Below are 18,540 nucleotides of genomic sequence, written 5' to 3' on the forward strand. Positions count from 1 at the left end.
CAATTCTAAACAATAAAAAAGGGTGTTCCCAATGGAAACACCCTTTAATATTTAGAGTCCTATATTTTAGAATTCTGATTTATTGTCAAGAAGCTTTTCGTACTCTTCTTTCGCTCCTACTACAACATCTTTGTATTCTCTTAAACCTGTACCTGCAGGAATCAAGTGACCACAAATAACGTTCTCTTTCAGACCTTCTAATTTGTCCATCTTACCGCTAATCGCAGCTTCATTCAACACTTTAGTAGTCTCCTGGAACGATGCAGCAGAAATGAAACTCTTAGTTTGAAGAGCTGCTCTTGTGATACCCTGCAAGATCTGAGTAGAAGTTGCAGCGATAGCTTCACGAGCTTCAACAAGCTTCATATCACGACGCTTCAAGATAGAATTGATATCTCTTAGTTTTCTTGCTGTAACAATCTGTCCAGCTTTCAACTCGTCTGAATCACCTGCATCAACAACCACTTTCTTACCGAAAATCTCGTCGTTTTCACGCATGAATTCCATCTTGTCAATAATTTGTTTCTCCAAGAACTTAGTATCTCCCGGATCATCGATAACTACCTTACGCATCATCTGACGAACGATAATCTCAAAGTGCTTATCGTTAATCTTCACACCCTGCATACGGTATACATCCTGTACTTCGTTCACGATATATTCCTGAACTTTTGTAGGACCTTTAATCGATAGGATATCAGCTGGAGTTGTAGCACCTTCTGATAATGGAGTTCCCGCTCTTACATAGTCGTTCTCCTGAACAAGAATTTGTTTTGAAAGAGGCACCAAGTACTTCTTAACATCTCCTGTTTTGGTTGTAACAACAATCTCACGGTTACCACGCTTGATCTTACCAAATGTAACCTCACCGTCAATTTCAGAAACAACAGCTGGGTTAGATGGGTTACGAGCCTCGAACAACTCAGTAACACGTGGAAGACCCCCGGTGATATCACCTGCTTTACCAAGAGCTCTAGGAATCTTAACAACAGACTGACCAGAAACAACCATTTCACCTTCGTTCACAGAAATGTGAGCACCTACTGGTAAGTTGTAAGATTTCAATACCTCACCACTTGAGTTCAAAATCTTAACACTAGGGTTCTTAGTCTTATCTTTAGATTCTACAACTACTTTCTCAGCAAAACCAGTCGCTTCATCCGATTCCTCTTTATAAGTAACACCTTCAATTAAGTTGTCGAAAGTAACCTTACCTGAGAATTCAGTAACGATCATAGCATTGTATGGATCCCACTCACAAATCAAGTCACCTTTCTTAACGTCCTGACCATCCTTGATATACAATTTAGATCCATAAGGAATTGTATGGGTAGTCAAGGTAATGTTGGTGTTTTTATCGATGATACGTAATTCAGCCAAACGACCAATTACAACATCATGCTTATCTCCTTCTTCAGGAGTATGTTCTACAGTTCTTAATTCTTCGAATTCTGCGTAACCATCGTATTTCGATTCAACAGAGTTTTCAGCAGAAACGTTACCCGCGGTACCCCCTACGTGGAAGGTACGAAGAGTAAGCTGTGTACCCGGCTCACCAATTGACTGAGCTGCAATAACACCAACTGCTTCACCTTTCTGAACAGCCTTACCTGTTGCAAGGTTACGTCCGTAACATTTAGCACAAACCCCTTGTTTAGACTCACAAGTAAGTACCGAACGAATCTCAACGCGTTCAATCGGAGAATTTTCAATTGTTTGAGCAATCTCTTCAGTAATCTCAACCCCTGATTTCACGATTAACTCACCTGAAATTGGGTGATAAACATCATGTACAGTAGTTCTACCAAGAATTCTTTCACTTAGAGATGCAACAACTTCTTCCTGATTCTTAATCGCTGTAGCGGTAAGACCTCTTAATGTACCACAGTCTCTCTCATTAATGATAACATCCTGTGCAACATCAACCAAACGACGAGTTAAGTAACCCGCATCGGCCGTTTTCAATGCCGTATCCGCAAGACCCTTACGAGCACCGTGAGTAGAAATAAAGTACTCCAATACAGAAAGACCTTCTTTAAAGTTCGAAAGAATCGGATTTTCAATAATCTGACCACCAGTAGCACCTGATTTCTGAGGTTTTGCCATCAGACCACGCATACCACCCAACTGACGAATCTGCTCTCTAGAACCACGAGCTCCAGAATCAAGCATCATGTAAACCGAGTTAAAACCTTGATTATCGGCAATCAACTGGTTCATCAATGTTTGGGTCAAATTAGCATTAACATGTGTCCAAATATCAATAATCTGATTGTAACGTTCATTATTGGTAATGAAACCCATGTTATAGTTAGTCAACACTTCTTCAACTTGGGCGTAACCTTCAGCAACAAGCTCTTCCTTCTCTGCAGGAACAATAACGTCCGACAAGTTAAACGAAAGACCACCTTCGAATGCTTTACGGTAACCTAAGTCTTTGATATCATCCAAGAATTTCGCACAGGCATCAACCCCACATTTCTTGAATACATATCCAATAATATCACGAAGTGCTTTTTTAGTAATCAACTGATTAATAAAACCAGCTCCTTCAGGAGTAAATTGATTCAAAATGATACGACCAATAGTAGTCTCAACAATAGTATCTACCAATTCATCATTTTCATTCAAATCTTTAACTTTCACCTTAATTACAGAGTGAAGGTCTACTGCTTTCTCGTTGAAAGCAATCATAGCCTCTTCTGCTGAGTAGAAAGTTAATCCTTCCCCTTTGCTTCCTTTTCTAGGCTTGGTAATGTAGTAAAGACCCAATACCATATCCTGAGAAGGAACTGTAACTGGAGCACCATTAGCAGGGTTCAAAATATTGTGAGAACACAACATTAACATTTGAGCCTCTAATACTGCTTCGTTACCAAGTGGCAAGTGAACCGCCATCTGGTCACCATCAAAGTCGGCGTTAAACCCGGTACAAGCAAGTGGGTGTAGACGAATTGCTTTACCCTCGATCAATTTAGGTTGGAATGCCTGAATACCCAAACGGTGAAGAGTAGGAGCACGGTTAAGAAGAACCGGATGTCCTTTCAGTACATTTTCCAAGATATCCCAAACTACAGGATCTTTTCTATCTACAATTTTCTTAGCTGATTTTACAGTTTTTACAATACCTCTCTCAATCAATTTACGGATAACGAAAGGCTTGTACAATTCCGCTGCCATGTCTTTTGGAAGACCACATTCATGCATTTGCAAGTCTGGTCCAACAACAATTACCGAACGAGCAGAATAGTCAACACGCTTACCCAACAAGTTTTGACGGAAACGACCTTGCTTACCTTTCAATGAGTCTGAAAGTGATTTCAAAGGACGGTTATTTTCTGTCTTAACCGCGTTAGATTTACGTGAGTTATCGAATAATGAATCAACTGCTTCCTGAAGCATACGTTTTTCATTACGTAAGATTACTTCTGGAGCTTTGATTTCAATTAATCTCTTCAGACGATTGTTACGAATAATTACTCTTCGGTACAAATCGTTCAAGTCTGAAGTTGCAAAACGCCCACCATCCAATGGTACCAATGGACGAAGTTCTGGTGGAATCACAGGAACAACTTTAACAATCATCCATTCTGGATTGTTTACTCCTTGTGACTCACGGAAAGCTTCAACTACTTGCAAACGCTTCAATGCTTCATTTTTACGTTGCTGAGAAGTTTCTGTATTTGCTTTGTGACGTAAATCGTATGATAAAGAATCAAGATCTAAACGACCTAACAAGCTATACAAAGCTTCCGCTCCCATTTGAGCAATAAACTTATTTGGATCATCATCATCCAAAAATTGATTTTCCATTGGAAGTTCATCAAGAATATCTAAGTATTCTTCTTCCGTTAGAAAATCTAAATATTTAATACCATCAGCTGATTTAACACCTGGATTAATTACTACGTATCTTTCGTAATAAATAATTGTGTCAAGCTTTTTGGTAGGTAATCCTAAAAGATAACCAATCTTGTTTGGTAATGATTTGAAGTACCAGATGTGCGCAACAGGAACAACCAACTGGATGTGTCCCATTCTTTCGCGTCTAACCTTTTTTTCTGTTACTTCAACACCACAGCGGTCACAAACAATACCACGATAACGGATACGCTTGTACTTACCACAATGACACTCATAATCTTTAACGGGACCGAAAATTCTTTCACAGAATAATCCATCGCGTTCCGGCTTATAAGTACGATAATTGATGGTTTCAGGCTTTAAAACCTCTCCACTTGATCTTTCAAGAATTTCTTCTGGAGAAGCAAGACTGATAGAGATTTTTGTAAAATTGCTCTTTACTTGTTTATCTCTTCTGAATGCCATATGTTGAAAATTAGGAAATTAACAATATTATTCTATAAAAGTGAATGAACGGAAATCCGAACATTCACTTTATAATATAAGGCTTAAATTAATTTTACGCTCAAGCCAAGACCTCTTAATTCGTGTAGTAACACGTTTAGAGATTCCGGGATACCCGGATTTGGCATTGGATCACCTTTAACGATAGATTCGTAAGCTTTGGCACGACCTATAACGTCATCCGACTTAACGGTAAGGATTTCTTGAAGAATATGAGCAGCACCGAATGCCTCAAGTGCCCAAACCTCCATCTCTCCAAAACGCTGACCACCAAACTGAGCTTTACCACCAAGTGGTTGCTGAGTAATAAGTGAGTATGGTCCGATAGAACGCGCGTGCATCTTATCATCAACCATGTGACCAAGTTTCAGCATATAGATCACACCTACTGTTGCAGGCTGGTCGAAACGTTCACCTGTTCCACCATCGTGAAGATATGCTTTACCGAATGCAGGCACACCTGCTTTATCAGTATAACTTGTAATTTCATCCAATGACGCACCATCAAAAATTGGAGTAGCAAATTTCAATCCTAACTCCATACCTGCCCAACCTAGTACAGTTTCAAATACCTGTCCCAAGTTCATACGTGAAGGTACACCCAGTGGGTTCAAACAGATATCAACAGTAGTTCCATCTTCAAGGAATGGCATATCCTCGTCTCTTACAACACGAGAAACAATACCTTTATTACCGTGACGACCTGCCATCTTATCACCAATCTGAAGCTTACGTTTCTTAGCTACATATACTTTCGCCATTTGAATAATACCTGCTGGCATTTCATCACCAATGGTTACATTGTATTTTTTACGCTTATTGATACTTTCAAGCTCTTTGAACTTGATAATATAATTGTGTAAAAGCTTTTTGATTGTTTCGTTCTTATCCTTATCAGTTGTCCACTTGTTAGGATTAATTTCCAAGAAATTAATATCAGCTAACAATTTCTGAGTGAACTTAACACCTTTAGGAATAACATCAACACTTAAATAATCTTTAACTCCTTGCGAAGTTTTACCATTTACAAGAGTGAATAGTTTTTCAACCAATCTAGCTTGTAAGGCAGTGATTTGTGATGCCAATTCTTCATCCAATTTTTGGATTAATGGCTTATCTGATTGTTTCGATTTACGATCGCGAACAGAACGAGAGAATAATTTCTTATCGATAATCACACCACGCAATGATGGAGAAGCTTTCAACGAAGCATCTTTAACATCACCCGCTTTATCACCGAAGATCGCTCTCAATAACTTCTCTTCTGGTGATGGATCTGATTCTCCTTTAGGAGTAATCTTACCAATTAAGATATCACCTGGTTCAACATTCGCACCAATACGAATCAAACCATTTTCATCAAGATTACGAGTTGCTTCTTCACTAACGTTAGGGATATCAGAAGTTAATTCCTCCATACCACGTTTCGTGTCACGAACTTCAAGAGTGTACTCGTCAACATGAACTGATGTAAATACATCATCCTTAACGATACGTTCTGAAATTACAATCGCATCCTCGTAGTTGTAACCTTTCCAAGGCATAAATGCCACTTTCAAGTTACGTCCAAGAGCCAACTCACCATCTTGAGTTGCATAACCATGAGTAAGAATTTGTCCCTCTTCAACCTTTTGTCCTTTTGTAACAATTGGTTTCAGGTCAATCGTAGTACCCTGGTTGGTTTTTCCATATTTTGGAATATTGTAAGTCTTGGTATCTCCTTCGAAACTAACAAATGCTTCTTCCTCAGTTTGATCGTATTTGATAACAATTTTATTTGCATCAACAAACTCAACAACACCAGTACCTTCAGCACTAATCTGAGTTCTTGAATCACGAACAAGATCTCCTTCCAAACCAGTACCAACAATTGGAGATTCTGGTTTAATTACAGGAACTGCCTGACGCATCATGTTAGATCCCATCAAAGCACGGTTCGCATCATCATGTTCCAAGAAAGGAATCAGAGATGCCGCAATAGAAGCGATCTGGTTAGGAGCAACGTCCATCAAATCGATATTCTCAATTTCCTCGAATGGGAAGTCGCCGTCTTTACGAGATTTTGCTTTAGGATTTACAAAACTACCATCATCATTTAAAGGAGCATTTGCCTGAGCAATTGTCAATCCTTCTTCCTCTTCAGCTGATAGATATTCAACACCTGCAGAAGATAAATCAACACCACCATCAGCAACCTTACGATAAGGAGTTTCGATGAAACCTAAATTATTAATTTTAGCAAACACACAAAGGGAAGAAATCAAACCAATGTTTGGTCCCTCAGGTGTCTCAATAGGACATAAACGTCCGTAATGAGTGTAGTGTACATCTCGAACCTCGAAACCTGCTCTTTCACGGGAAAGACCACCAGGACCTAAGGCCGACATTCTACGTTTGTGTGTAATCTCAGCCAATGGGTTGGTTTGATCCATGAACTGAGACAATGCATTCGTTCCAAAGAATGAATTGATAACAGAAGACAGAGTCTTCGAGTTAATCAAATCAATTGGAGTAAATACCTCATTATCTCTAACGTTCATTCTCTCACGAATGGTTCTGGCCATACGTGCCAAACCTACTCCGAACTGAGTATAAAGTTGTTCACCAACTGTACGAACACGACGGTTACTCAAGTGGTCAATATCATCCACATCAGTACGAGCATTCAACAGCTTGATTAGGTACTTGATAATTTCAATAATGTCTTCTTTGGTCAACACTTTGGTATCACCATCAGTGTTCAAACCTAATTTCTTATTTAGGCGGTAACGACCAACATCACCTAAATCATATCTCTTATCAGAGAAGAATAACTTATCGATCACGTCGCGAGCTGTAGCCTCATCTGGTGGCTCAGAGTTACGCAACTGACGATAAATGTGAAGAACTGCTTCTTTTTCAGAGTTACAAGGGTCTTTCTGAAGCGTATTATAAATAATCGCATAATCAGCAAGGTTTTGTTCCTCTTTGTGCAATAAGATAGTTTTTGCACCCGATTCAAGAATTTCTTCTATATGTTCTGGTTCGATTATTGTCTCACGATCAATAACCACCTCATTACGCTCAATAGATACTACCTCGCCAGTATCCTCGTCTACGAAGTCTTCAATCCATGACTTAAGAACACGAGCGGCAAGTTTTCTTCCAACGATTTTTTTCAAACCGGTTTTAGAAACCTTGATTTCATCAGCAAGGTTAAAAATCTCTAGGATTTCTTTATCACTCTCGTAACCAATTGCACGAAGCAAAGTTGTTACAGGAAGCTTTTTCTTACGATCGATATATGCATACATCACATTATTGATGTCGGTAGCAAACTCGATCCAGGAACCTTTGAAAGGAATAATTCTGGCAGAATACAACTTGGTTCCATTTGCGTGTACACTTTGTCCAAAGAATACACCTGGTGAACGGTGAAGCTGAGATACAACTACACGTTCTGCTCCGTTAACTACGAATGTACCTTTTTCAGTCATGTAAGGAACAGTTCCTAAATATACATCCTGAATTACTGTATCGAAATCCTCATGTTCAGGATCGGTACAGTAAAGTTTTAACTTAGCTTTTAGCGGTACGCTATAAGTTAAGCCTCTTTCGATACATTCTTCGATTGTGTAACGGGGCGGATCAACAAAATAGTCGAGAAACTCCAATACGAAATTATTTCTGGTATCGGTAATTGGGAAATTCTCGCTAAATACCTTAAATAATCCTTCGTTCGTTCTTTTCTCTGGAGTTGTTTCCAGTTGAAAAAAGTCTTGAAAAGATTTTAATTGTACCTCTAGAAAATCAGGATATGAAAGCTGATTTTTATTAGAAGCAAAACTAATTCTTTGACTAATAGTATTTGAAGACATTTACTTAAAATTAATTGAACCTAAACGATAATAAACAACAAAAAGGCTTAGAGTCCCGGTTAGGAACTCTAAACCAAATAACCTTATATATAGGTTTTAGTGCTTCTATTTAAGCTCAACTTCAGCTCCAGCTTCTTCTAATTGTGCTTTAAGTGCTTCAGCTTCTTCTTTAGAAACTTTTTCTTTCAATGGAGCTGGTGCAGCATCAACTGCAGCCTTAGCTTCTTTAAGACCTAAACCAGTTAATTCCTTAACCAATTTCACTACAGCTAGTTTAGAACCACCAGCAGAAGTTAGAATTACGTCAAACTCAGTTTGCTCAGCAGCACCACCTTCAGCGCCAGCAGCAGGTCCAGCAACAACTGCAGCAGCAGCAGCTGGTTCAATTCCGTATTCTTCTTTTAAGATTTCAGCTAATTCATTTACTTCCTTAACAGTCAAATTAACTAATTCTTCTGCAAACTTTTTTAAATCTGCCATTTTTCCTTCAGTTTTTAAAATTTAATTACTCTAAATATATTACTCTTTTTCTGAAAGTGTTTTCACAACACCAGCTAGGATATTCTTTCCTGATTCCAAAGAAGACACAACATTCTTGATTGGTGATTGAAGCAATGCAACGATATCTCCAATAAGTTCTTCTTTAGACTTGATGGTAGTAAGAGCTTCAAGCTCGTTATCACCAATATAAAGCGATTCTTCAACGTAAGCCGCTTTCAGGATAGGTTTATCATGTTCCTTACGGAACTCTTTGATAAGCTTCGCAGGAAGGTTACCAGTCTCTGTAAGCATAAGAGAAGTAGATCCCTTAAGTACATTGTCTAGTCCTTCAAACTCACCTTCTGCCTTTTCTAAAGCGATTTTAAGAAGGGTGTTTTTTACAACAACCAACTTAATATCCTTCTCGAAACATGCTCTACGAAGTGCCGAAGTATCTTCAGCATTCATTTCTGAGATGTCAGTAAGATAGAAGTGGTTTGACGCATTGATTTCTTCCGTCAAGCTATCAATAATCTGAATTTTTTGTTCCTTTTTCATGATTACTAAGATCTTGATTAAATTTTTAATTAGTCAAGTGTTCTTGGATCAATTTGAATTCCAAGACTCATTGTGCTTGACAGGTAAACACTCTTGATATAAGTTCCTTTTGCTGCAGATGGTTTCAATTTGTTGATAATGCTAACAAATTCTTTAGCGTTATCCATGATTTTATCTGCTTCGAAAGATACTTTACCTATTGAAGAGTGAATGATACCGTACTTATCGACCTTAAAATCAATCTTACCAGCTTTCACTTCTGCAACTGCTTTAGCGATATCCATTGTCACTGTACCTGATTTAGGATTCGGCATCAAGCCGCGAGGTCCTAAAACACGTCCAAGTGCACCAACTTTCGCCATTACAGTAGGCATGGTGATGATTACGTCAACGTCAGTCCAACCACCTTTGATTTTGGCAACATAGTCGTCAAGGCCAACATAGTCAGCACCTGCAGCTTTTGCTTCTTCTTCCTTATCAGGAGTACAAAGAACCAAAACACGAACTTCTTTACCAGTACCGTGAGGTAGTGTAACAACACCACGTACCATTTGATTAGCTTTTCTCGGGTCAACTCCTAAGCGAACATCCATATCCACTGAGGCATCAAATTTGGTTGTTGTAATCTCCTTAACCAATTTCGCTGCTTCGTCGATAGAATATAGCTTATCAGTATCCACTTTTTCTGAAGCTAACTTTCTATTTTTCGTTAGTTTACCCATTTTAATTGCAGTGTTTAAAATTATTGATTAAGAGGATTATCACCTGAAATTGTGATACCCATACTTCTTGCTGTACCAGCAACCATACTCATGGCACTTTCCACTTTAAAAGCATTCAAATCTTTCATTTTCCCCTCTGCGATCTCGCGAACTTGATCCCAAGAAATTGAACCTACCTTTTTACGGTTTGGTTCAGAAGAACCTGATTTTAATTTAGCAGCCTCTAAAATTTGTACAGCAACAGGAGGAGTTTTTGTAATAAATTCAAACGAACTATCAGAATAAACAGTAATCACAACAGGGATTACTTTTCCAGCCTGATCTTGAGTTCTTGCATTGAATTGCTTACAAAAATCCATGATATTAACCCCTTTAGCACCCAACGCAGGTCCTACTGGGGGTGAAGGATTTGCAGCACCACCTTTGATCTGCAATTTGATTAATCCTGCAACTTCTTTAGCCATAGCTTTACTTTTCTAAAGGATTTAATTATTCTTTTTCTACCTGCATGAAACTTAACTCAAGAGGAGTTTTACGTCCGAAGATCTTAACCATAACTTTTAGTTTTTTCTTCTCAGCATTCACCTCTTCAATCACACCGGTAAAACCATTAAATGGTCCATCAGTCACTTTAACCATTTCACCAACATAGTAAGGAATGTTAATTTCCTCTTCTTTGCCAGCTAATTCATCAACCTTACCCAGTATGCGGTTCACTTCTGACATACGCATAGGAGTAGGATCGCCGCCTTTTGTATCCCCCAGGAAGCCAATCACGTTCGTAATATTACGAAGGATGTGAGGAATCTCTCCAACGAGTGCTGCTTCGATTAGAACATAGCCAGGTAAGAAAATTCTTTCCTTGCTAATCTTCTTCCCGTTTCGCACCTGAAAAACTTTTTCGGTAGGAATGAGAACCTGTGACACATATTCCGTTAGACCTAGATTGGAAATTTCGCTATCAATATATTCTTTGACTTTCTTTTCTTTTCCTCCAACAGTCCTAAGAACATACCATTTTTTTTGAATTTCAGCCATCTTTTTCTAAAAAGGAATTATTAGTGTAACATATTGTATATAAAATCCATCAAATTCTTAAACCCCATATCCATTAAGAATATCACAAGAGCAATAATAGTGGAAGCAATCATAACTACTATAGCACTGCTTTGGAGTTCAGACCATGATGGCCAAGATACTTTCTGAACCAGTTCTTTATAAACTTCTTCAATATAAATTTTTAGTTTCATAAGGCAATTTTGTCTTTGCACGGGAGGAGAGACTCGAACTCCCGACACCTGGTTTTGGAGACCAGTGCTCTACCAACTGAGCTACACCCGTCTATAAGAAGATTGATCTAGTTTTACCCAGATCAATCTTTATATGTTCTAATTACTCAACAATTTCAGTAATCTGACCAGCACCTACAGTTCTACCACCTTCACGGATAGCGAAACGTAGACCTAAATCACAAGCTACTGGCGTAATCAACTCAACGTTGATTGTTACGTTGTCACCTGGCATTACCATTTCAACTCCTTCTGGAAGAGTAATCTCACCAGTTACATCAAGAGTTCTGATGTAGAATTGAGGACGGTATTTGTTGTGGAATGGAGTGTGACGTCCACCTTCTTCTTTTTTCAATACGTAAACCTCAGCTTTAATCTTAGTGTGAGGAGTAATTGTGTTAGGGTGACAGATAACCATACCACGCTTGATAGCAGTTTTGTCAATACCTCTCAACAATAGACCTACGTTATCACCAGCTTGACCTTCGTCCAAAATCTTACGGAACATCTCAACACCAGTAATTACAGACTTCATACCTTCAGCACCAAGACCAATAATCTGTACTTCTTCACCAGTTTTTACGATACCAGTTTCAATACGACCTGTAGCAACAGTACCACGACCAGTAATAGAGAATACATCCTCAACTGGCATCAAGAAAGCCTTATCTACATCGCGTGGAGGAAGTGGAATCCAAGTATCAACTGCATCCATCAACTCCATGATTTTATCTTCCCACTCAGCTTCACCATTCAATCCACCTAGAGCAGATCCAGCAATGATAGGAGTGTTATCACCGTCAAATTCGTAGAAATCTAACAATTCACGAACTTCCATTTCTACTAACTCAAGCATCTCTGCATCGTCAACCATGTCAACTTTGTTCAAGAAAACAACGATCTTAGGTACGTTTACCTGACGAGCTAAAAGGATATGCTCGCGAGTCTGTGGCATAGGACCATCAGTTGCAGCACAAACCAAAATAGCACCATCCATCTGAGCAGCACCAGTTACCATGTTCTTTACGTAATCCGCGTGACCTGGACAGTCAACGTGAGCGTAGTGACGGTTAGCAGTTTGGTATTCTACGTGAGCAGTATTAATAGTAATACCTCTCTCCTTCTCTTCAGGAGCGTTATCGATAGAATCGAATGATTTCACTTCAGACAAACCTTTTTTTGCTAATACGGTTGTAATAGCGGCAGTCAAAGTAGTTTTACCGTGGTCAACGTGACCAATGGTACCAATATTTACGTGTGGTTTTGACCTGTCAAAATGTTCTTTAGCCATAACTCCAAATATTAATTAATATTAGACAACAATTAAAAACAATATTTTAAATTTCTTGAGCCATTGACGAGATTTGAACTCGTGACCTCTTCCTTACCAAGGAAGCGCTCTACCCCTGAGCTACAACGGCAAACGTATTTGAGCGGGAAACGGGACTCAAACCCGCGACCCTCAGCTTGGAAGGCTGATGCTCTATCAACTGAGCTATTCCCGCAAAAAAAGAAACAGAAATGTTTCTTTTCGTTTACCTGTGGGGAGAGCAGGATTCGAACCTACGAAGACGAAAGTCAGCGGAGTTACAGTCCGCCCCAGTTGGCCACTTTGGTATCTCCCCAGTATGTAATATTTTAGAGCCGATGGAGGGACTCGAACCCACGACCTGCTGATTACAAATCAGCTGCTCTAGCCAGCTGAGCTACATCGGCAAAAAATGCAAACCATCTATTTAACAGGCATACTTTTCCCTAAAAATGGTTTGCAAATGTAAAAATATTTTAAATTTATCACAAAATAATCAGGTGTTTTTTCTAATTATTTTGCTCTTAGTTTTTCCTTGTGTTTCACAACTTGCTTTCGCAATGCATCTGCGGCAAGATCTGCAGCCTCTTCAAATGTTTTGCTTTGTTTTCTAGCAAATACATTTGCGCCTTTTATATCAAGGTTGATTTCAACTACCTTATTCTCGGTAATATCAGATTTTTCAACCCTAAGAAAAACTTCAGCTCCAGCGACATCGCTATTGAGCTTCATTATTTTCCCAAGCTTATTTTCTATGAAATTTTCCAATTTCACATCAGCAACAAAACCGATCGATTGAATGTTAATCATATTCTAATCCTCCAAAATTTATGCTCGCGGATGAGCTTGTTTATATATATTATTTAAACGCTCAAAAGTAGTATGAGTATAAATTTGTGTTGCCGATAAATTCGAATGCCCCAACAGTTCCTTAACCGCATTTAACTCCGCACCATTATTTAATAGATGCGTTGCAAATGTATGTCGCAGAACGTGTGGGCTTCGCTTGGTCATTGTTGTAATTTTCGATAAATGTTTTGTAACGACCCTATACAACAACTTTTCGTAAACAGGCACCCCCTTTTTAGTTACAAAAAGAAAACCATCCAAGTTTCCGAAAGTTTTAAATCTTAGATCTAAATATTGATCAAGAAGCTTTATTAAACTCTCACTTACAGGAATGATTCTTTCTCTATTTCTTTTTCCTAATACTTTAACTAAAGATGCTGATAAATCAAAATCCGACTCTTTAAGATTCATCAACTCCGACAATCGCATGCCAGTTTGATAAAACATCTCAATCACCAATTGATCTCGAACACCTTCAAATCCTTCTCCAAAATCAACTTCTCTTAACACCTGCATTGCATGCTCTGCAACAAATCCAGGTAATTTCTTTCCTTGCTTAGGTCCTACAACTCTATCCATCGGATTCGAATCAAGCACTGATTCTCTAAGCAAATATTTAAAAAACGACTTTAAAGAGGACAATTTCCTATTTACAGTTCGCGAAGTCTTACCTTCGTTCATTAAAAAAACGATCCATCTACGCACATCTTTAAATGTTATATCTTCAATCTGAATATCGTCAGCACTCGAATAAAATTCAAAAAACTGAGTCAAATCGCAGTCATAAGATAAAATCGTATGTGCAGAATATCGTTTTTCGTATTGTAAATAAGACAGAAAAGATTCCTTAAAACTCATACATCCAGGATATTTATCCAATAGGATAACCCAAGATACGAAAAATTAAGATATCAAGGAATTAATCCAACAGAAAATCAATCTTCAGCTTGTTGCATTTGCTGAACGTAGATCGCGTGTAATTTCTCTTCTCTTCTTTTTACAGATGGTTTTTTATAAACCTGTCTTCCTCTAAGCTCTTTAATTACACCGGTCTTTTCAAATTTTCTTTTGAATTTTTTTAAGGCTCTTTCAATGTTTTCGCCTTCTTTCATAGGAATAACAATCATAATTTTCTCCTTTAATATTTATGTTTTTCTAAGTGAGCCGCAAATTTATTAATTCAATCATTATAATTCAAATTTATTTTGAAAAAAGTAATGAAAATATCTCCATTCTAATATTTTAGGTCCTTTTGCGGAAATATAAAGTTAAGAAAATAAGGAATTATTCTCAAACCAATTCAAGAACTACTCTTCTATACTTAGATAAGGTTCTATTTTCTGAAATACACTATCCGTCAATAAATGTTTGGTTTTTAAATCTTCTACCGAACTAAATTTCCCAACTCGTTCTCTGTATTTTACGATATCCGAAGACATCCTCCGGCTTATATATGGATGTTTTCCTAATAATTTCGCATTACAAGTGTTTATTGGTATTTTTTGTAACACAACAGGTGATATACATACTCTTTTCTGTATGGATTGGTAAGTTTCTTTTGAAATACCATAAACTTCCAACAACTGAGATTTTGAAGTATAACCTCCTAGCATACTTTTATATTTTACAATTCTGCCCGAAAGTATTTTCCCAATTCCAGGAAGAGTTTTTAAGATGGAAGTATCTGCCAAATTCAAATCAACCAATTCTATTTTTACACTCTTCCCTTTTATAGGTTTTATATGAATATATGGCATTAGCCGTACCAATAGCAAAGAATCAAATCCATATATCTTACCAAGATCATCTACATTCTTAAACCTGGCTCCAGTAGACAAATACTTTATTATACGATTTGACATCCTTCCATCCACTCCCAACTTTTCCCATTCGGCTTTTGTAATTGTATTAGGATCAAAATTGAACAACTCCAATTGAACTTCTCGTTTTGCTATTTTTTTGACATCTTCTTTCCTTACTATAGTAGGAATGTGGATATAATCTTTCAATCGATTATAATCAACATCTTTAATCCCATAAATTTTTCGAAAGTCAGATTTGACTCTAAACACTCCTCCTTTATCACGATATTTTAAAATATTCCTAGTTTGATAATCTCTTAAACCAAGTCTTTTAAATTCATCAACCGAAGCCTTATTCGGGTCAAACAAAAACAAATCGGGCTTTTTCAATTTGCTTTTATTACTCAAAACGACCATTAGGCTATCAAGTTTTCCATTTTTAGTAGGTATAGAGGCTGGATTAGAATCAGATTTAAGAATTTCTGGCAATACAATTACTGTTATTAGTATTACGGACAATACCAATAATCCTCTTTTCTCCGAAGTAGAATAAGAAAAGTATTCTTTTATAGTCTTTTTTAACGACATATTAAAAAAGCGTTATTTGAAAACAAACAACGCTTAACAATATTATAAAAAAGATTAATCTTATCCAAGTTTTAACAATCCTATTCCATTTAAAAATACAGCTGCTATTGCTATAGGAGCCAACCATTTCACTATAAAAAAGAACACTTTAAAATATTTCACACGCAAAGTGCTTTCATTTGACAACTCCTCTCGCACTATTAGCTGCTTTAACTTCCAACCTACAAAAATCACAATCAACAGAGCTCCTAATGGTAGTAACAAATTGGCTGCAGTATATTCCATTATACCAAAAATGCTTTGACCTAAAATATGAACTCCTGATAAATCACCAAATGACAAAGTTGCAAATACACCCAATACAGAAATAGAGGATGCTCCTATTACGGTGGCCTTTTTTCTGGAAATATTTAATTCTTCTGAAAAATATGCAACAACTACTTCGAGTACCGATATTGTAGAGGTTAAAGCCGCAACAGATAACAAGAAGAAAAATAAAATTGCGAAAAAGTATCCGCCCGGCATTTCCAAGAATAGCTTTGGAAGCACTTCGAAAACCAAACCTGCTCCTGAATCAGGCTGGAAACCTAATGCAAAAACAGCTGGAAATATCATTACACCAGATAAAATTGCGATTAATGTATCCGCAACTGTAACTTGAACTGCCGTTTTCCCCAAGTTATTCTGCTTTTGGATATAAGAGCCATAAGTAATTAAAGCCCCCATACCAATACTTAAAGAAAAGGCAGCCTGACCTAATGCTTCCAGAATAACTCCCATTGATATTTTTGAGAAATCAGGTTTAAATAAAAAATCCAACCCAGCAGAAGATCCTGGCAATGATAATGAACGTATACACATTGCAAGTATAAGAACAAACAGCAAAGGCATTAATATTTTTGCATACTTTTCAATTCCATTTTTAACTCCTGAGAATACAATCCATGCTGTTAGAAGCATAAAAATCATTTGCCACATCAATGGACGAAAGGTCCCTTGCTTAAAACTATCAAACATCGCCTTGGTATCTCCGTGGGCAAATCCGTTACTTATTGCTTGGTACAAATATTCTAAAGTCCAACCGGAAATGGTAGAATAAAATGCCAAAATTAGAAAAGCAGCAACAACACCCATTAAACCAACCAGTGACCACATCGAACCTGGGGCGAGTTTACGAAAAGATCCAAATGCATTTTGTTGTGCCTTTCGACCAATCAACAACTCGGATAGCATCACTGGTAAGCCGATAGCAATGATAAATCCAAGATATATTAAAAGGAACGCTCCTCCTCCATTTTCTCCAGCCACATAAGGAAATCTCCAAATATTACCAAGGCCAACTGCCGATCCTGCAGCAGCTGCAATTACACCAAATTTACTTGAGAAAACATCGCGTCCCGAAGGATTACTAATAGACATGTGTTAATTTTTAAAGTTATTGATATACAAATTAGGGCAAGTTCAAATTTGCAAAATATTAGATCTAATTCCTAAATGCTTTTGTTTTTTATATCAAATACAAACAAAAAAAAGCCCGGATGAATCATCCGAGCTTTACAATTAAATATTTTGAAGACTAGTTACGTCCTACTGCATTTAGGTCTTCGAAAGCCATAACTAAACGGTCTTTCATTGCAACCTCACCTTCACGCAACCATTTTCTTGGATCGTAGAATTTCTTGTTTGGTTTATCCTCACCTTCTGGGTTACCGATTTGACCTTGCAAGAAATCGTGATTTGAAGCTTCGAATTCACGAACTCCATTCCAGAATGCCCACTGAGTATCAGTATCAATGTTCATTTTAATTACACCATAAGAAATTGCCTCACGAATTTCTTCTAAAGTTGAACCTGATCCACCGTGGAATACAAAATCAACAGTGTTATCAGCTACAGCATACTTTTCAGAGATAAACTTCTGTGAGTTATCCAAAATCTTAGGAGTCAACACAACATTACCTGGCTTGTATACACCGTGTACATTACCAAATGATGCAGCAATTGTAAAACGAGAAGATACTTTAGACAATGCTTCATAAGCTAAAGCAACATCTTCAGGTTGAGTATACAATAATGAGTTATCCATATCTGTATTATCAACACCATCTTCTTCACCACCAGTACAACCTAATTCAATTTCGATAGTCATACCCATTTTGTTCATGCGCTCGAAATAGTTTACACAAGTTTCGATGTTCTCTTCAAGAGTTTCCTCTGATAAATCTAACATGTGTGAGCTAAACAATGGTTTTCCTGTTTGAGCAAAAAACTCTTCACCAGCAGTCAACAAACCGTCGATCCATGGTAACAATTTTTTTGCAGCGTGGTCAGTATGTAAAATTACTGGAATACCATAATGCTCAGCAATAGCGTGAACGTACTTAGCTCCAGCAACAGCTCCAATAATTGCAGCGCTTTGTCCTTCTGCATTGATTCCTTTACCTGAGAAGAAAGATGCACCACCATTCGAGAACTGAATGATAATTGGTGAATTAACTTGTTTGGCAGCTTCTAATGCAGCATTAATTGAGTTAGTTCCAACTACATTTACAGCTGGAATTGCAAAACCTTCTTCCTTAGCAACCTGAAATAATTTTTGCACATCATCACCGGTTACTACACCCGGTTTAACAACATCTAATACTCGTTTCATAATAATATAATTTATCGGATAGTTCTTATAAAATCGTCGGAAAGTCGAATTTTACCACGAAGTTA

Annotated in this window: 15 protein-coding genes and 5 tRNA genes; all 20 read right to left on the minus strand. The window is 37.6% G+C overall.

What is annotated here, in order from left to right; all coding sequences use genetic code 11:
* Window positions 1–66: 66 nt before the first annotated feature.
* Window positions 67–4,329 carry a DNA-directed RNA polymerase subunit beta' gene (gene rpoC, locus DF185_RS08755; RefSeq protein WP_110360375.1) on the minus strand — a complete coding sequence of 1,421 codons (4,263 nt, stop codon included), beginning with the start codon at window positions 4,327–4,329 and terminating at the stop codon, window positions 67–69.
* An 83-nt stretch (window positions 4,330–4,412) separates the two neighbouring features.
* Window positions 4,413–8,225 carry a DNA-directed RNA polymerase subunit beta gene (rpoB, locus tag DF185_RS08760; protein WP_110360376.1) on the minus strand — a complete coding sequence of 1,271 codons (3,813 nt, stop codon included), beginning with the start codon at window positions 8,223–8,225 and terminating at the stop codon, window positions 4,413–4,415.
* Window positions 8,226–8,330: 105 nt separating this feature from the next.
* Window positions 8,331–8,705 (minus strand): 50S ribosomal protein L7/L12, encoded by a 375-nt coding sequence (rplL, locus tag DF185_RS08765; RefSeq protein ID WP_054716172.1) that lies wholly within the window; start codon window positions 8,703–8,705, stop codon window positions 8,331–8,333.
* 39 nt (window positions 8,706–8,744) lie between these two features.
* Complete coding sequence (rplJ, locus tag DF185_RS08770; protein WP_110360377.1) at window positions 8,745–9,263, minus strand: 50S ribosomal protein L10; 519 nt, start codon at window positions 9,261–9,263, stop codon at window positions 8,745–8,747.
* A gap of 29 nt (window positions 9,264–9,292) precedes the next feature.
* Complete coding sequence (gene rplA, locus DF185_RS08775) at window positions 9,293–9,985, minus strand: 50S ribosomal protein L1 (RefSeq protein WP_110360378.1); 693 nt, start codon at window positions 9,983–9,985, stop codon at window positions 9,293–9,295.
* Window positions 9,986–10,005: 20 nt separating this feature from the next.
* Complete coding sequence (rplK, locus tag DF185_RS08780) at window positions 10,006–10,449, minus strand: 50S ribosomal protein L11 (RefSeq protein ID WP_054716163.1); 444 nt, start codon at window positions 10,447–10,449, stop codon at window positions 10,006–10,008.
* A 25-nt stretch (window positions 10,450–10,474) separates the two neighbouring features.
* Window positions 10,475–11,023: a transcription termination/antitermination protein NusG gene (gene nusG / locus DF185_RS08785; protein WP_110360379.1), complete on the minus strand. Its 549-nt coding sequence runs from the start codon at window positions 11,021–11,023 to the stop codon at window positions 10,475–10,477.
* 20 nt (window positions 11,024–11,043) lie between these two features.
* Window positions 11,044–11,235, minus strand: coding sequence for a preprotein translocase subunit SecE (gene secE, locus DF185_RS08790; protein WP_054716421.1), 192 nt, complete (start codon window positions 11,233–11,235; stop codon window positions 11,044–11,046).
* An 18-nt stretch (window positions 11,236–11,253) separates the two neighbouring features.
* Window positions 11,254–11,326, minus strand: a tRNA-Trp gene (locus tag DF185_RS08795).
* 51 nt (window positions 11,327–11,377) lie between these two features.
* On the minus strand, window positions 11,378–12,565 hold the full coding sequence (tuf, locus tag DF185_RS08800) for an elongation factor Tu (RefSeq protein WP_110360380.1): 1,188 nt from the start codon (window positions 12,563–12,565) through the stop codon (window positions 11,378–11,380).
* A 58-nt stretch (window positions 12,566–12,623) separates the two neighbouring features.
* A tRNA-Thr gene (locus tag DF185_RS08805) sits at window positions 12,624–12,695 on the minus strand.
* Between the two features lie 11 nt (window positions 12,696–12,706).
* Window positions 12,707–12,779, minus strand: a tRNA-Gly gene (locus DF185_RS08810).
* A gap of 37 nt (window positions 12,780–12,816) precedes the next feature.
* Window positions 12,817–12,899: transfer RNA gene (locus DF185_RS08815), tRNA-Tyr, on the minus strand.
* Window positions 12,900–12,916: 17 nt separating this feature from the next.
* A tRNA-Thr gene (locus DF185_RS08820) sits at window positions 12,917–12,990 on the minus strand.
* 106 nt (window positions 12,991–13,096) lie between these two features.
* Complete coding sequence (gene hpf / locus DF185_RS08825; RefSeq protein ID WP_110360381.1) at window positions 13,097–13,393, minus strand: ribosome hibernation-promoting factor, HPF/YfiA family; 297 nt, start codon at window positions 13,391–13,393, stop codon at window positions 13,097–13,099.
* An 18-nt stretch (window positions 13,394–13,411) separates the two neighbouring features.
* Window positions 13,412–14,290: a phage lytic cycle repressor MrpR family protein gene (locus tag DF185_RS08830; protein WP_110360382.1), complete on the minus strand. Its 879-nt coding sequence runs from the start codon at window positions 14,288–14,290 to the stop codon at window positions 13,412–13,414.
* A 77-nt stretch (window positions 14,291–14,367) separates the two neighbouring features.
* Window positions 14,368–14,559: a 30S ribosomal protein S21 gene (gene rpsU / locus DF185_RS08835; RefSeq protein WP_110360383.1), complete on the minus strand. Its 192-nt coding sequence runs from the start codon at window positions 14,557–14,559 to the stop codon at window positions 14,368–14,370.
* A 180-nt stretch (window positions 14,560–14,739) separates the two neighbouring features.
* Complete coding sequence (locus DF185_RS08840) at window positions 14,740–15,822, minus strand: ComEA family DNA-binding protein (RefSeq protein WP_110360384.1); 1,083 nt, start codon at window positions 15,820–15,822, stop codon at window positions 14,740–14,742.
* 60 nt (window positions 15,823–15,882) lie between these two features.
* Window positions 15,883–17,241, minus strand: coding sequence for a sodium-dependent transporter (locus DF185_RS08845; RefSeq protein WP_110360385.1), 1,359 nt, complete (start codon window positions 17,239–17,241; stop codon window positions 15,883–15,885).
* Between the two features lie 157 nt (window positions 17,242–17,398).
* Window positions 17,399–18,475, minus strand: coding sequence for a class II fructose-bisphosphate aldolase (gene fbaA, locus DF185_RS08850; RefSeq protein WP_110360386.1), 1,077 nt, complete (start codon window positions 18,473–18,475; stop codon window positions 17,399–17,401).
* Between the last annotated feature and the right edge of the window lie 65 nt (window positions 18,476–18,540).

The sequence above is a fragment of the Marinifilum breve genome (assembly GCF_003202155.1).
Lineage (GTDB): Bacteria > Bacteroidota > Bacteroidia > Bacteroidales > Marinifilaceae > Marinifilum > Marinifilum breve.

What these genes read in the sequence shown, in the direction of transcription:
- rpoC (WP_110360375.1), bottom strand. Translation starts at nt 4,329, where the DNA reads ATGGCATTCAGAAGAGATAAACAAGTAAAGAGCAATTTTACAAAAATC.
- rpoB (WP_110360376.1), bottom strand. Translation starts at nt 8,225, where the DNA reads ATGTCTTCAAATACTATTAGTCAAAGAATTAGTTTTGCTTCTAATAAA.
- rplL (WP_054716172.1), bottom strand. Translation starts at nt 8,705, where the DNA reads ATGGCAGATTTAAAAAAGTTTGCAGAAGAATTAGTTAATTTGACTGTT.
- rplJ (WP_110360377.1), bottom strand. Translation starts at nt 9,263, where the DNA reads ATGAAAAAGGAACAAAAAATTCAGATTATTGATAGCTTGACGGAAGAA.
- rplA (WP_110360378.1), bottom strand. Translation starts at nt 9,985, where the DNA reads ATGGGTAAACTAACGAAAAATAGAAAGTTAGCTTCAGAAAAAGTGGAT.
- rplK (WP_054716163.1), bottom strand. Translation starts at nt 10,449, where the DNA reads ATGGCTAAAGAAGTTGCAGGATTAATCAAATTGCAGATCAAAGGTGGT.
- nusG (WP_110360379.1), bottom strand. Translation starts at nt 11,023, where the DNA reads ATGGCTGAAATTCAAAAAAAATGGTATGTTCTTAGGACTGTTGGAGGA.
- secE (WP_054716421.1), bottom strand. Translation starts at nt 11,235, where the DNA reads ATGAAACTAAAAATTTATATTGAAGAAGTTTATAAAGAACTGGTTCAG.
- tuf (WP_110360380.1), bottom strand. Translation starts at nt 12,565, where the DNA reads ATGGCTAAAGAACATTTTGACAGGTCAAAACCACACGTAAATATTGGT.
- hpf (WP_110360381.1), bottom strand. Translation starts at nt 13,393, where the DNA reads ATGATTAACATTCAATCGATCGGTTTTGTTGCTGATGTGAAATTGGAA.
- DF185_RS08830 (WP_110360382.1), bottom strand. Translation starts at nt 14,290, where the DNA reads ATGAGTTTTAAGGAATCTTTTCTGTCTTATTTACAATACGAAAAACGA.
- rpsU (WP_110360383.1), bottom strand. Translation starts at nt 14,559, where the DNA reads ATGATTGTTATTCCTATGAAAGAAGGCGAAAACATTGAAAGAGCCTTA.
- DF185_RS08840 (WP_110360384.1), bottom strand. Translation starts at nt 15,822, where the DNA reads ATGTCGTTAAAAAAGACTATAAAAGAATACTTTTCTTATTCTACTTCG.
- DF185_RS08845 (WP_110360385.1), bottom strand. Translation starts at nt 17,241, where the DNA reads ATGTCTATTAGTAATCCTTCGGGACGCGATGTTTTCTCAAGTAAATTT.
- fbaA (WP_110360386.1), bottom strand. Translation starts at nt 18,475, where the DNA reads ATGAAACGAGTATTAGATGTTGTTAAACCGGGTGTAGTAACCGGTGAT.